Origin of the sequence: Paracoccus albus (genome assembly GCF_027913035.1) — a bacterium.
Lineage (GTDB): Bacteria > Pseudomonadota > Alphaproteobacteria > Rhodobacterales > Rhodobacteraceae > Paracoccus > Paracoccus albus.
On record NZ_CP115775.1, the window covers coordinates 113,560 to 126,254 of the forward strand.

The 12,695-nt window shown below is 61.3% G+C and carries 13 protein-coding genes and 1 tRNA gene; 4 read left to right on the plus strand and 10 right to left on the minus strand.

Annotation, left to right across the window (positions count from 1 at the left end; all coding sequences use genetic code 11):
- Positions 1–2: 2 nt before the first annotated feature.
- From PAF20_RS00535 to PAF20_RS00550, 4 genes are all read right to left on the minus strand, one after another.
- A complete protein-coding gene (locus tag PAF20_RS00535; RefSeq protein WP_271071817.1) occupies positions 3–299 on the minus strand; it encodes a hypothetical protein in 297 nt (98 codons plus the stop codon).
- 121 nt (positions 300–420) lie between these two features.
- Positions 421–1,236, minus strand: a complete 816-nt coding sequence (locus PAF20_RS00540) for a lysophospholipid acyltransferase family protein (protein WP_271071818.1) — start codon at positions 1,234–1,236, stop codon at positions 421–423.
- The gene (locus PAF20_RS00545) at positions 1,233–2,159 is read right to left on the minus strand and encodes a cell division protein FtsX (protein ID WP_271071819.1); all 927 of its coding nucleotides are present in this window, start codon (positions 2,157–2,159) and stop codon (positions 1,233–1,235) included. Before PAF20_RS00545 ends, PAF20_RS00540 begins: the two co-directional genes overlap by 4 nt.
- Positions 2,156–2,833 carry a cell division ATP-binding protein FtsE gene (locus tag PAF20_RS00550; RefSeq protein ID WP_271073221.1) on the minus strand — a complete coding sequence of 226 codons (678 nt, stop codon included), beginning with the start codon at positions 2,831–2,833 and terminating at the stop codon, positions 2,156–2,158. The genes PAF20_RS00545 and PAF20_RS00550 overlap by 4 nt, the downstream gene beginning before the upstream one ends.
- Positions 2,834–2,944: 111 nt before the next feature.
- On the opposite strand from PAF20_RS00550, the gene PAF20_RS00555 reads away from it, so the two are divergent.
- The 3 genes from PAF20_RS00555 to pheS all read left to right on the plus strand — a co-directional run bounded on the left by PAF20_RS00555 (position 2,945) and on the right by pheS (position 6,241).
- Positions 2,945–3,994 (plus strand): zinc-ribbon domain-containing protein, encoded by a 1,050-nt coding sequence (locus PAF20_RS00555; protein WP_271071820.1) that lies wholly within the window; start codon positions 2,945–2,947, stop codon positions 3,992–3,994.
- Positions 3,994–5,091 carry a pyridoxal phosphate-dependent aminotransferase gene (locus PAF20_RS00560; RefSeq protein WP_271071821.1) on the plus strand — a complete coding sequence of 366 codons (1,098 nt, stop codon included), beginning with the start codon at positions 3,994–3,996 and terminating at the stop codon, positions 5,089–5,091. The genes PAF20_RS00555 and PAF20_RS00560 overlap by 1 nt, the downstream gene beginning before the upstream one ends.
- Before the next feature lie 67 nt (positions 5,092–5,158).
- Complete coding sequence (pheS, locus tag PAF20_RS00565) at positions 5,159–6,241, plus strand: phenylalanine--tRNA ligase subunit alpha (protein WP_271071822.1); 1,083 nt, start codon at positions 5,159–5,161, stop codon at positions 6,239–6,241.
- A gap of 293 nt (positions 6,242–6,534) precedes the next feature.
- On the opposite strand, the gene PAF20_RS00570 is transcribed toward pheS, so the two are convergent.
- The 3 genes from PAF20_RS00570 to leuB all read right to left on the minus strand — a co-directional run bounded on the left by PAF20_RS00570 (position 6,535) and on the right by leuB (position 8,775).
- A tRNA-Pro gene (locus PAF20_RS00570) sits at positions 6,535–6,611 on the minus strand.
- 67 nt (positions 6,612–6,678) lie between these two features.
- Positions 6,679–7,653 carry a DMT family transporter gene (locus PAF20_RS00575; RefSeq protein WP_271071823.1) on the minus strand — a complete coding sequence of 325 codons (975 nt, stop codon included), beginning with the start codon at positions 7,651–7,653 and terminating at the stop codon, positions 6,679–6,681.
- The gene (gene leuB / locus PAF20_RS00580; protein ID WP_271071824.1) at positions 7,654–8,775 is read right to left on the minus strand and encodes a 3-isopropylmalate dehydrogenase; all 1,122 of its coding nucleotides are present in this window, start codon (positions 8,773–8,775) and stop codon (positions 7,654–7,656) included.
- Positions 8,776–8,914: 139 nt separating this feature from the next.
- Between leuB and PAF20_RS00585 the strand changes: the two genes are divergently transcribed.
- Complete coding sequence (locus tag PAF20_RS00585; RefSeq protein WP_271071825.1) at positions 8,915–9,319, plus strand: hypothetical protein; 405 nt, start codon at positions 8,915–8,917, stop codon at positions 9,317–9,319.
- A gap of 3 nt (positions 9,320–9,322) precedes the next feature.
- Here PAF20_RS00585 and PAF20_RS00590 read toward each other — a convergent pair whose 3' ends face one another.
- From PAF20_RS00590 to leuC, 3 genes are all read right to left on the minus strand, one after another.
- Complete coding sequence (locus PAF20_RS00590) at positions 9,323–10,363, minus strand: endonuclease/exonuclease/phosphatase family protein (protein ID WP_271071826.1); 1,041 nt, start codon at positions 10,361–10,363, stop codon at positions 9,323–9,325.
- Positions 10,354–10,959: a 3-isopropylmalate dehydratase small subunit gene (leuD, locus tag PAF20_RS00595; protein WP_271071827.1), complete on the minus strand. Its 606-nt coding sequence runs from the start codon at positions 10,957–10,959 to the stop codon at positions 10,354–10,356. The genes PAF20_RS00590 and leuD overlap by 10 nt, the downstream gene beginning before the upstream one ends.
- An 89-nt stretch (positions 10,960–11,048) precedes the next feature.
- Positions 11,049–12,494 carry a 3-isopropylmalate dehydratase large subunit gene (leuC, locus tag PAF20_RS00600; RefSeq protein WP_271071828.1) on the minus strand — a complete coding sequence of 482 codons (1,446 nt, stop codon included), beginning with the start codon at positions 12,492–12,494 and terminating at the stop codon, positions 11,049–11,051.
- Positions 12,495–12,695: the final 201 nt, after the last annotated feature.

A 12,695-nucleotide genomic window follows, 5' to 3' on the forward strand; every position in this document is an offset into this window, starting at 1 on the left:
GCTCAGAGAGGTGCTTCGGTGGCCATTACGGTTGTCGTCGGGGCATAGTTCGGCGTACCGCCCTGCATGATCCGATGGCCTTCCTGACGGCACAAGCTGTCAGCAGCCTCTACAGATACGCTGTCGGGCCGGCCGATTGAACGGTCCCAGGTCACCTGCTCATGCGTGTAGATCTGGCATGTCACCGGACCTGCTGGCGACTGCGCGAGAACCGGGGTGGATTCAAACTGTTCCGGCGTGATCGCACATGCAGAAAGTGCCACAACCGCCGCACCGATCAGGGTCATTTTTTTAAACATCAAACTCGTCCCTCCAGACGTAGAAACCTTGAGCGCTTCCCGTTAATTATTCGAACACATCCTAGTGCCTATTGCGATATGACGAAATAGTTATGTCTCGTCAACATTATAGGCAGAAAGATCAGGTTTTGCCTCGAAAGCCTGCTTCTGTCATCAGTGCGTCACTTCGGGTTTCTATTGTGTCCTGCAATCTGCGAATGAAACTATCGCGCGTTTCGCCAGGTTCTGCCTTCATCGTAGGCAGAAATTCGATGACAGCACGGCCTGATGCGACAGGTATCCCGCGTTTGGGCCAGAACAGCCCGCAATTCACGGCGACTGGATAGACCGGAAGCCCGGTTTCAAGATGAATGGTCCCGACGCCATGTTTGTAGGGACGGTGTTCACCCGGCCGGGTCCGGGTCCCTTCGGGGTAGATAATCAGGTGGCCAAGCCCGTCATCCGTAGCCATGCGCGACCGAGCAGCACTGACGATCTGGCCCATTGCGTCGCGGCCCTTGCTGCGGTCGATCGGAATGGAACCGACCTCGCGCGCATACCAACCCATGATCGGCACACGCATGATTTCGCGTTTCATGACAAAGGCCCGCCGCTCGGCCGCGCAGGCAATGGCAAGGATGTCAAGAAAGCTTTGATGCTTTGCGGCAATCAGCACATCCTCACCGGCGCGGGGCGGGGTGCCGCGGACCTCGACCGCGACGCCCATATGCCAGCGGGCGGCGCGCAGGATGTAGGACACCCAGACCGATGCGACATGATTCGCCCCATGAAGTCCCTTGCGCAGCTGTGTCAGCAGGCCCCAAAGCCCCAACACGACAGTCGCAAGCGCAATGTGGATGTAATAGCTGATCGTTCTCAGATAGCTGAAGAATCCGCTCCTGCCGGGCTTGGGCGACAGGCTGAGGCCCTCTCCCGGCTTCAGCAGCGGCCCCTTCATGGAACTGCCTTCAGCATACGAAGCGCGGCCCAACGCGTTGCGAAAAAGCCGACTGCGGCTGCTATCAGCGGGATCAGCATTGGCCAAAGCCACCCCCAGCCCTGAAAGCCCAGACCAGTCAGAAATCCGCCCGCCTCTGTCATGTCAGGCAGAAGCGCAATCGCGATCATGCCGATCAGCGTTCCTGCCAATGCGCCGGTTGCCGCCCTTCGCGTGAAACGCCGGACGAAGGCCTGGGCAATCGTAACATCTCTTGCGCCGATCAGGCGCAACACGCGGATGACCTGACCATTTGCCGCCAGCGATGACTGGGCGGCAAGGATCATCATGGCCGTTCCCGCAGCGCCGATCAGTCCCAAAGAAATCACGCCCAGCATTTTCAGCCGGTTCGCTGCCGTCACCAGCGGTTGGCGCCAGCGGGTATGGTCGTCCAGAACAGCGCCGGGGACCTCTGCCTCCAGCCGCAATCGCAGGCTATCGGCGTCGAATTCGTCACCATCTTCGCGAATTTCCACAAGACGGGGAACGGGCAGAGCCTCGACCGGGACATCGGGCCCGAACCACGGGGTCAGAAGATCCTCTATCTCTTCCTCTGGCAGCATCCGGGCATCCGCAATTCCCGGTGTCTGATCCAGTATCGCCATGACTTTCGCGGTCTCACCCTCGATCTCGTCCAGCGGAGCCGCGACGCGCACCGTCACCGTTTGCGCCAGCGATGACGACCAACGCTCGGCCAGCCGACCGGTTGCGAGGCTGAGCGCCAGTGCGAATACGGCCAGAAAGGCCATTGCACCCGCCGTCAGCAGCGTCAGCTGCGCTGTGAAGCCGGTCGAAGGCACGATCCGGCCAGCCACACTGCCATCGCGTCCGATCAGGCCGCGCCAAAGGCTGCGCCAGTCCACATTGCGAAGATCGCGCTTCATAGGTCCGCCCCCGCCAGTTGCACACGTTTGCCTGAAATCCGCAGCACCCGCGCCTGCACATCCATCTGACGCGCGGCGCGGATCAGGTCCATGTCATGGGTGGCGATGAGGATCGTTTTGCCAGAGCGGTTCAACTCTACCAGCAACTGCAGAAGGCGCAGTGACATTTCCCAGTCAAGATTGCCCGTCGGTTCATCAGCCAACACGAAATCGGGTGACATGATGACGGCACGGGCAAGTGCGGCACGCTGCCTTTCACCACCCGACAGAGAGGGCGGCAACGCTCGGGCGTGGCTGCTCATCGCGACCCAGCCCAGCAATTCCTTCAGCGCCTTCATGTCGATGGGCTGGCCCGCCATCGTCAGCGGCATTGCGACGTTTTCGGCCACGGGCAGGTGGTCAAGAAACTGCGCATCCTGATGCAGCACGCCAATCTTGCGGCGCAGCATTGCGATACCGTCGCGCGACAGGCTGCCGACGTCATGGCCGAATGCATTCAGCTGGCCAGAGCTTGGCAGCAGATCGGCATAACACAGCCGCAGAAAACTCGTCTTGCCAGAGCCAGAGGGTCCGGTCAGGAAATGGAATGACCCGGCGGGCAGGCTGAGTGTCATGCCCGATAAAAGCGCTCCGCCTTCGCGATAGCCGAAGGTCACGTCCTGCATCTCGATCAAATCGGCCTCCATGGCATTCATGCTGCGCGGCGCTTGGAAGCCGGGCGTTGCGTTGATAGAACAGCCCGCGAAGGATTGCCAGAAACGGCGCAGCTTTTGACAGGACGACCCATGCGTCTGATTTGCCCGAAATGCAACGCACAGTACGAGATTGACCGTACAATGATCCCTGAGGAGGGGCGAGAGGTCGAATGTTCGGCCTGTGGCCATGTGTGGCTGCAGGCACCGTTGGCTGAGCCGAAAGAAGAGCCGCCTGCGATTCAGCCAGCAGCGGTCGCCACACAAGAACCGGCGAGAATCCGCTCTGCCACGCCGCGTGGTCTGTCTGGTGATCTGCTTGCCGCTGCAAAGGGTCGGCAGACAGAGGCGCCGGATCTGGGAGATGCGCCCATCCTGCAGCGTCCTTTGCCCGATGACGTCCTGTCCATTCTGCGCGAGGAAACAGCAAGAGAGCTTGGCGCGCGCAAACAGGCGAAAGTTGGCGCGACCAACGACGAGCCAGCCGCGGCGAAGCCGGCCCACGTTACCGAGGAAAAATCGGTCGCCAGCGATGAGGCTGCCCCCAACCCAGGCAAAGAGGTCGCAGCCGATCCATCCCCCGACTGGCCAGCAACCACCGTGACCCAGCCGGATCCAGTGTCTACAACAAAGAAGCATAAGGAGCCGGAGTCCGTTGCGCCTGCCTTCAGCCATGATGTGTCGGATACCGAGCCAGTTGAAAGGGTTTCAGCTGAAAGCGAGGCGCCCGCAAGTCCTGTCGTCACCCCCGTAGCCGCTGCGTCGGCGAATGTTGCGACGCCAGAGACGAAGCCTGCGGCTGGCACGTCCTTGCCCCGGCGACGCGTGACGCCCGGCCTTCCCGATGCAGAGAAGCTGGCCGGAACCATTCAAACCGCACAACTCGCGCCCCCTCCGATAGTACAGGAGCGGGAGCGTGAGGCCACCGCACCGCAGCCGCCATCCAGATCGGGCTATCGCTCTGGGCTGATACGCGGGCTGTCGGTCGCTGCGGCTTTGCTGCTGGCCTATGTCGCGGGCGCAGGCTGGGTTCAGACCGGGCAGGCCCCTGACGCCGTCGTTTCGTTGATCGGCGGCGTCGACAACGCCCGTGCAGGGCTGAGGGACGCGGTTGACTCGGTCCTCGGGCAAGGGGGGCAGTGATGCGCTTTGCCCCGATTCCTGAATCGCTGCCCGCAAGCGTTCCCTTTACCGGGCCCGAAACGCTGGAGCGGCGTCGTGGTTCGGCCTATGTGGCGCGGCTTGGTGCCAATGAAAATGGCTTCGGCCCGTCGCCGCTCGCCGTCGAGGCGATGGCAAAGGCCGCGGCTGAGTCGTGGAAATACGGCGATGCGGACAGCTACGACCTACGTCAGGCTCTGGCGGCGCATCACGGCATATCGCCGGATCATATCATGGTCGGCGAAGGGATAGATGGCCTGTTGGGCTTGTTGGTCCGCCTGATCGTCGGGCCGGGTGACGCCGTGGTCACATCAGACGGCGCATATCCGACATTCAACTATCACGTGGCGGGCTTTGGCGGGGTTCTTCACAAGGTGCCCTATCGCGATGATTGCGAGGACCCGGAGGCATTGCTGACCCGCGCCACAGAAACAGGCGCACGGCTGATCTATCTCGCCAACCCGGATAACCCGATGGGAAGCTGGCACGACGGTGCGGTGATCGAGGAGATGCTGAACCGTCTGCCGGATGATGCTTTGCTGGTTCTGGATGAGGCTTATGCCGAATTCGCCCCGCCCTCTGCCATACCGCGCATTGACCCTGCCGATCCGCGTGTCATCCGGATGCGCACATTTTCAAAGGCGTATGGGCTTGCCGGCGCAAGGATCGGCTATGCGATCGGTGCGACGGAGCTGATCGCGGGCTTCGACCGCATCCGAAACCATTTTGGTGTTAACCGGATTGCGCAGGCTGGTGCGCTCGCGGCACTGGCGGATAAGGACTGGCTGTCTGGTGTTCAGGCGAAAGTGGTCGCCGCGCGCCAACGCATCACGGAAATCGCGCAGGATAATGGTCTGACGGCATTGCCCTCGGCCACCAACTTCGTTGCGATTGATTGCGGGCGTGATGGCGAATTCGCGCGCGCGGTGCTGAGCGGGCTGGACCGTTCTGGCATCTTCGTCCGGATGCCGGGTGTCGCGCCGATGGATCGCTGCATCCGCGTGTCCTGCGGGCCAGAGGATGAACTGACCGCCTTTGCCGCCATGCTGCCAGAAGCCTTGTCCGCAGCGCGTGGCTAGGCGCGCCTGCCACTTTTCCCCCTGTCATTCCCGTGCTAAGCCGCGCGGATAACGCAGGATGACGCCGATGAACGATCTCGACACACTTCGCTCCACCTATCTGGCCCGAGTGGCCGATGCCTCCGATACCAATACGCTGGAGGAGGTCCGCCTGGCCGCGCTTGGCAAGAAGGGAGAGATCAGCCTGAAGATGCGCGAGCTGGGCAAGATGACCCCGGAGGAGCGTCAGACCACGGGCGCCGCGCTCAACCGTCTGCGCGATGAGATCGACACCGCCCTGCGCGCCAAGAAAACCCAGCTAGAGGATGAGGCGCTGAATGCCCGCCTGCGCGATGAATGGCTGGACGTCACGCTGCCGGGCCGTCCGCGCCCTGCCGGCACGATTCATCCCGTCAGTCAGGTGACGGAAGAAGTCACCGCAATCTTCGCCGATATGGGTTTTTCCGTTGCCGAAGGTCCGCAGATCGAAAGCGACTGGTTCAACTTTGACGCGCTGAACATCGCGCCTGAACATCCTGCCCGGCAAGAACACGACACCTTCTTCATGCATCGAGCCGAGGGCGACGACCGCCCGCCGCATGTGCTGCGCACCCATACCTCGCCCGTCCAGATCCGTGCCATGCAGGAACAGGGCGCCCCAATCCGCGTGATCGCACCCGGTCGCGTGTATCGTATGGACATGGACCAGACCCACGCACCGATGTTCCATCAGGTCGAAGGGCTGGCGATTGGCCGCGATATTTCGATGGCCAACCTGAAATGGACCCTTGAAGAGTTCTGCCGCGCGTTCTTCGAAGTGGACAATGTCGAACTGCGCTTCCGCGCCAGCCATTTCCCCTTCACGGAGCCTTCGGCAGAGGTCGATATCCGCTGCTCATGGGAAGGCGGCAAACTGCAGATCGGCGCAGGCGATTCATGGATGGAGATCCTCGGCTCTGGCATGGTTCACCCCAAGGTGCTGGAGGCCGCAGGCGTCGACCCGACCGAATGGCAGGGCTTTGCCTTTGGCATGGGCATCGACCGGCTCGCCATGCTGAAATACGGTATCCCCGACCTGCGCGCCTTTTTCGACAGCGACCTTCGCTGGCTGCGCCATTACGGCTTTGCGGCAGGCGATGTGCCGAGCGTGAGCGGCGGGTTGAGCCGGTAGTCGGGCTTAATCGCCGTTTACTTCCGATTGAGGCTGCGATTTCCATTCTCGTCGGGATAAATCGGCGACTGTATTGTGAAGCACGCTCTGGATCGCCTTCCCAGACTTCGAGTCGGGCCTGCTTCAGCACGGGTCAGTGCTTGGCGGGCAGTAGCGAAGTTTCTCGGGACGGAAAACGGATTGTGGAATCCGGAAAAAGGATGGTGGGGCAGAATCAGAAATTACCCAATGAAATCAAAGGTAAATTTTCCCGATTTGGAAATGCGGTGCTGTGACCTACAATATCGGGAAATTGGTCGGAGCGAGAGGATTCGAACCTCCGACCCCCTGCTCCCGAAGCAGGTGCGCTACCAGGCTGCGCTACGCTCCGACCGTAGGAGGGGCAGGTAGCGCGACCCGCGTGGGAATGCAAGGGGGATTGCTCGGGAATTCAGCTGTCAGTGCCGTGAATTGCTGCGGCCGGTGAGGATCCTGTTCAGCAATGTCGCCTTGGGTGTGGTGACGGTATCAACGCGCAAACGGGAAACGATCACCGGGCGGATTGTGTCGCTGCCGCGACTGCTCTCTCGCCAAACGATGTACAGGCCCGATGTGATAATCACACCGGCACCTATGATGGTTGGTCTGTCCAGGCCCTCGCCAAAGATGAACCAACCATAGATTGTCGCCCAGATGATCTGCGAATATTGCATCGGCGCGACGATTGCGGCCTCTCCCGCACGGTAGGCGAGAATGGACAGGAAGCCGCCGCACAATCCGAGCACTGCGATCATTCCTGCCATTGCCAGATGCGACAGTTGCATGGGCGCATATGCAAGGCTCAGGCTGGCACCTGTCAGGACCAGGTTGCCCAGCATCGGCCACATGAGCAGCACCAGCGGACGTTCGTTGCCGCCGAGCTTTCGCGTGATCACCGCGGCCGAGGCGCTGCACAAGGCAGCAAGAAGGGCTGCGAGATGACCGATTGACAAAGATTCGCCTGATCCGGGGCGCAGAACGATCAGGACACCGCACAGACCGAGCGCTACGGCCGCCCAGCGATGGATGCCGACGCGTTCGCCAAGGATGGGAATAGAAAGCAGCGTAATCAGCAGCGGCGAGGCAAACAGGATCGCGTAAACCTGCGCGAGCGGCAGCATGGAGAATGCAAAGAAGCCGCAAATCCCGGCCGTCATCGCAAGGCCGGTGCGTGCGGCGACCCAGCCGGGTCTGTTTGGCCTTAGCGTGCCCGGCGTACGAGCTTGCAGCAAGATAAGCGAGACCAGCGGGAAGGACAGCAGCGAGGAAAAGAACAGGACCTGGAGCGACGGGTAATGTGCACCGAGCAGCTTGATAATGACATCATGCGTTGCGAAGACGCCCATCGACGCCAACGCATAGGTGATGCCACGCAGATTGCTCGGTGCGGGCACTCAGCGCCCCGACAGCGCCGCGACGATCAGGTCGCCCATTTCCGATGTCGAGACCGGCTTGCCGCCCTCTGGGCCCATCAGATCGGCGGTGCGGACACCATCGGCCAGCACCTTTTCAACCGCCTTTTCCAGATCGTCAGCGGCCTGACCTTCGTTGAAGGAATAACGCAGCGCCATCGCGAAGCTGAGGATACAGGCAATCGGGTTTGCTTTGCCCTGACCTGCAATATCGGGAGCAGAGCCGTGAACAGGCTCATACAGTGCTTTCGGGCGGCCGTTATTCATCGGCGCACCAAGCGAGGCAGAGGGCAGCATCCCCAGCGATCCGGTCAGCATGGCTGCCAGATCCGACAGAAGGTCGCCGAACAGGTTGTCGGTCACGATGACGTCAAACTGCCGCGGTGCGCGGGTCAGCTGCATGGCGCCCGCATCGGCATACATATGCGACAGCTCCACGTCCGGATACTCGTTGTCGTGGACCCACTGGACCTCCTCACGCCAGAGGATGCCGGATTCCATGACATTGGCCTTCTCCATCGAGCAGACCTTGTTGCCGCGCTTCTGCGCCAGTTCGAAAGCGGCGCGGGCGACGCGACGGATTTCGCCGCTGGTGTAGCGCTGCGTATTGATGCCGACGCGACCACCTTCGTTATCGGGGCTATTGCTGTCGTCATGGATGCCGCGCGGTTCGCCGAAATAGACGCCCGAGGTCAGTTCGCGCACGATCAGGATATCCAGACCGGCGACGATATCTCGCTTCAGGGACGAAAAATCTGCAAGTGCGTCAAAGCATTGGGCGGGGCGCAGGTTGGCATAAAGATCCATTTCCTTGCGCAGACGCAGCAGGCCGCGTTCGGGTTTAAGGCTGAAATCGAGATTGTCGTATTTTGGCCCGCCCACGGCGCCCAGCAGGACAGCGTCGACTTCCTGTGCCTTTGCCATCGTCTCATCGGCCAGCGGCACACCGTGCTTGTCATAGGCGCAACCGCCGACGAGATCTTCGCTGACATCGAATGTCATGCCGCGGTTGACCTGGAACCAGTCGATGACCTTGCGGACTTCGGTCATGACCTCGGGGCCGATGCCGTCGCCCGGCAGGATCAGAAGCGAATAAGCGGACATGATTTCCCTCGTGTTTGCGGTGTCGCCGCAGGCGTAGCGCTGCGGTGACACTTGGTCAAGTTCACGGTGAAGTGGCTTGCGATTCGGGGTGGGATAAGGACTCATGGCAGACACACGGAAGAACCCGGAGATCCTTGGAATGACCCGAATCATCGCCGCATTTCTGGCTGCGGTGCTTTCTATGCCTTTTACCGGCGCCGTGGCTGCGGCGGATGGCAAGGTCATGGTGCCGCTGCCCGACCTTCAGGGTATTTCGGATGAGGATGCGGAAAAGCTGATCGCGGCGCTCGCGCAGGTGAATGTCATCGCATCCAACTGCCCCGATTATCATATCACGGACGGCGAATGGACTTTGCTGGTCGGCACGGGCGATATGCTGGCCAAGGGTCTGGGCATGGACCCGGAAACCTACGATCAGAAATATTACGGCCAGGCTTTCCGTATGCTGGAAGACCCCGGTGCCTGCGACCGCATAGGTCCGCGAGCGCGCCCCATTATAGATGATCTGATCAAGATGGGTGGCGGAACGGAACCGCTGCGCTGACACTCAGTTATCGAGCTCAAGATCAACCCAGACCAAGCGATGGGGCGATGCTGCTGCAACGGCGCCGGCCAGGGGCTCGCCCGGGGCGGGCCAGAATGTCCCTGCCGCCGACGTATCAATCTTTGCAGAGGGCAGGATGTAGGTGACACGCAGATTTCCCGGCGCGTCATCCGGCCAATCGGCTGTATCCTGCGCGGGATCGCCAAGATGATTGGGGTCGGCGGCTTCTGATGCGCCGGCGCTTTGCGGTTCGGGATCTTGCAGGCGCGGGTCATTCAGCAGGGCCGCTATCGCCTCATGCCGTCCCTCGCCATCCACCGGGTCAAGGTTGGCATTGCCTGCCAGAACGAAAGGTGCGTCGGGAAGATGCGAAAGCCAGAAGATGTTTTCGTCATGATTGCGACGGCCATTGCGGTCTTCTGGGCCATCAAATACTGGCGGTGTTGCGGAATAGGCCAGCAAATGCAGGGGCGGGCTGGTCAGGACCTCAACATCCCAATGGCCTGTATTCGACAGGCGCTGCACCTCGGCCGCTTCTGGTGAAAGCGTGTCACCGATCATGTTTCCGGGCAGGTCTTTCCACAGCATTTCGCTGTAATCCGTGACCTCGCCAATCGGAAAACGCGACAGGATGGCCATGCCGTTCTGCCCCGTGAAACTGCCCCAACCCTGCGAATCCTCGGGCTCGCCCAACCTTCCGTCGCCATCCAGATCGGCGCCGCTTTTCATGCCGCTGTTCGGTTGCAAGGCAAGGCGATGAGGGTAGTTCGTTCCGCCACGCGCCAGAAGCTGAGCGAAGGCGCGAAGGGCAGCAAGGTCGTGATCCCAGTCGATTCCCGTCAGAAGCAGAATATCGGCATCCGCTTCCGCAATCACAAGCGCAGCGGCAAGGACCTGTTCGTCCTTGCCTGACATGATATCGCGCAGCAGCAGCCCCGGCCCTTTGCGGGTCAGGTTGGGGTCATAGCTGGCAACGCGAATGGTGTCGGCTGCCGCGGGTGCGGCGGCCAGACCGGCGCAAAGTGCAAGGTGCCTCAGACCCAAGGGCGGGACTGGCCTGACTGCGCCTCGAACGCGTCGATGGCGGCACTTTTTTCCAGCGTTTGTCCGATATCGTCCAGACCGTTCAGCAGGTTGTGCTTGCGGGTCGGGTCGATGTCGAAATGATATTCTGTCCCGTCGGGAGAGGTCACCTTCTGCGCCTCCAGATCGACAGTCAGTTTGGCATTGGCACCGTTGCGCGCGTCGTCCATCAGGGCATCGACGGCCTCTTGCGGAAGCTTGATGGGCAGAATGCCGTTCTTGAAGCAGTTGTTATAGAAGATGTCAGCAAAGCTGGTCGAAATCACGCAGCGAATGCCGAAATCCAGCAACGCCCAGGGCGCGTGCTCTCGCGAGGAACCACAGCCGAAGTTATCGCCCGCGACGATGATTTCCGCGTTCCGGTAGGCAGGCTGGTTCAGAACGAAATCCTCGACCTCGTTGCCTTCGCGGTCATAGCGCATTTCGTCGAACAGGTTCTTGCCGAGACCCGAGCGGTGGATCGTTTTCAGGAACTGCTTGGGGATGATCATATCGGTGTCGATATTCACGAGCGGCATGGGCGCCGCGACGCCGGTGAGTTTGGTGAATTTTTCCATGTCCTAGAATCCTGTCTGGGGACGCGTATGGAACCCGTATATATGCCGTATATAATGCGTATATATCGCGTCGATACGCGCCAGCCTCATCATGCCTCTGCTTCGGCGCCCATCACATCGCGCACATCGACCAGATGCCCCGCGACCGCGGCGGCGGCGGCCATGGCCGGGCTCATCAGATGGGTGCGGCCCTTATAGCCCTGGCGCCCCTCGAAATTGCGGTTTGATGTGGCGGCGCAGCGCTCCTCTGGCGCAAGCTGGTCGGGGTTCATGCCAAGGCACATGGAGCAACCTGCCATGCGCCATTCGAAACCGGCATCGGTGAAGATCTTGTCCAGACCCTCTTCCTCGGCCTGGGCGCGGACAAGGCCCGAGCCGGGGACGACCATGCCGCGCACGCCGTCGGCCAGCTTTTGGCCTTTGACAATCTCGGCGGCGGCGCGGAGATCCTCGATCCGGCCGTTGGTGCAAGAGCCGATGAACACCGCGTCGATGGCGATATCGGTCAGCTTGGTGCCGGGCTTGAGGCCCATATAGTCCAGAGAGCGCCGCGCGGCCTCGACCTTGCCGCCGGTGAAGTCTTCCGGGGCAGGGACGGTTTCAGTGATCGGCAGCACATCCTCGGGAGAGGTGCCCCAGGTAACCACGGGCGCGATATCTTCGCCGCGGATCGTTACCACCTTATCGAAGTGGGCGCCTTCATCGGTTTTCAGCGTTTTCCACCACGTAAGCGCCGCTTCCCATGCGGCGCCTTTCGGCGCGTGGGGACGGCCCTTCACATAGTCGAAGGTCTTTTCGTCGGGCGCGATCAGACCGGCGCGGGCACCGCCTTCGATGGCCATGTTACAGACCGTCATGCGGCCTTCCATGGACAGGTCGCGGATCGCCTCGCCGCAATATTCGATGACATGGCCATTGCCGCCCGCCGTGCCGGTCTTGCCGATCACCGCAAGGGTAATGTCCTTGGCCGTCACACCGGGGCGCAGCTTGCCGGTGATTTCGACCTTCATATTCTTCGATTTTGACTGGATCAGCGTCTGGGTGGCCAGAACATGTTCCACCTCGGACGTGCCGATGCCGTGGGCGAGCGCGCCGAACGCGCCATGCGTCGCGGTGTGGCTGTCGCCGCAGACCACAGTCATGCCGGGCAGGGTCCAGCCCTGTTCGGGGCCAACGATATGCACGATGCCCTGGCGGATATCGTTCATCGCATAGTAATTCGGCAGGCCGAACTCCTTCGCGTTCTTGTCCAGTTCAGCGACCTGAATGCGGCCCTCGGGGTTTTCGATGCCGTTCACACGGTCGGGCGTGGTCGGCACGTTATGGTCGGGAACCGCGATGGTCTGGTCCGGGCGGCGGACCTTGCGGCCCGACATGCGCAGCCCCTCGAAGGCCTGCGGGCTGGTCACTTCGTGGACCAGATGGCGGTCGATATACAGGATCGTGGTGCCGTCATCGGTGACATCGACGACATGGGCGTCCCAGATTTTATCGTAAAGCGTGCGGGGTGCGCCCGCGTTGGTGGTGCCGGTCATGGCTGTTCTCTTTTCAAGGAATGGCTTCAGAGGGTGATCGGATGGCACCGGATCACAGTCGTGCAGTCACGGACAGGCTTTCGCCGTAGAAGCGGCCCGGCAGGCGGGCGCGGTCGTGAATGTTGAAATAGCGCATCATGGGCGGGGAAGTTACGCCTGTGAGGCAGCATAGGCAAGGGATTCGGGGCGGGGTCTGCCAAT

Excerpts from the sequence above, each read along its gene's own strand:
- leuB (WP_271071824.1), bottom strand. The coding sequence starts at position 8,775 with ATGTCCGCTTATTCGCTTCTGATCCTGCCGGGCGACGGCATCGGCCCC.
- PAF20_RS00535 (WP_271071817.1), bottom strand. The coding sequence starts at position 299 with ATGTTTAAAAAAATGACCCTGATCGGTGCGGCGGTTGTGGCACTTTCT.
- leuD (WP_271071827.1), bottom strand. The coding sequence starts at position 10,959 with ATGGAAAAATTCACCAAACTCACCGGCGTCGCGGCGCCCATGCCGCTC.
- leuC (WP_271071828.1), bottom strand. The coding sequence starts at position 12,494 with ATGACCGGCACCACCAACGCGGGCGCACCCCGCACGCTTTACGATAAA.
- PAF20_RS00540 (WP_271071818.1), bottom strand. The coding sequence starts at position 1,236 with ATGAAGGGGCCGCTGCTGAAGCCGGGAGAGGGCCTCAGCCTGTCGCCC.
- pheS (WP_271071822.1), top strand. The coding sequence starts at position 5,159 with ATGAACGATCTCGACACACTTCGCTCCACCTATCTGGCCCGAGTGGCC.
- PAF20_RS00560 (WP_271071821.1), top strand. The coding sequence starts at position 3,994 with ATGCGCTTTGCCCCGATTCCTGAATCGCTGCCCGCAAGCGTTCCCTTT.
- PAF20_RS00555 (WP_271071820.1), top strand. The coding sequence starts at position 2,945 with ATGCGTCTGATTTGCCCGAAATGCAACGCACAGTACGAGATTGACCGT.
- PAF20_RS00585 (WP_271071825.1), top strand. The coding sequence starts at position 8,915 with ATGACCCGAATCATCGCCGCATTTCTGGCTGCGGTGCTTTCTATGCCT.
- PAF20_RS00545 (WP_271071819.1), bottom strand. The coding sequence starts at position 2,159 with ATGAAGCGCGATCTTCGCAATGTGGACTGGCGCAGCCTTTGGCGCGGC.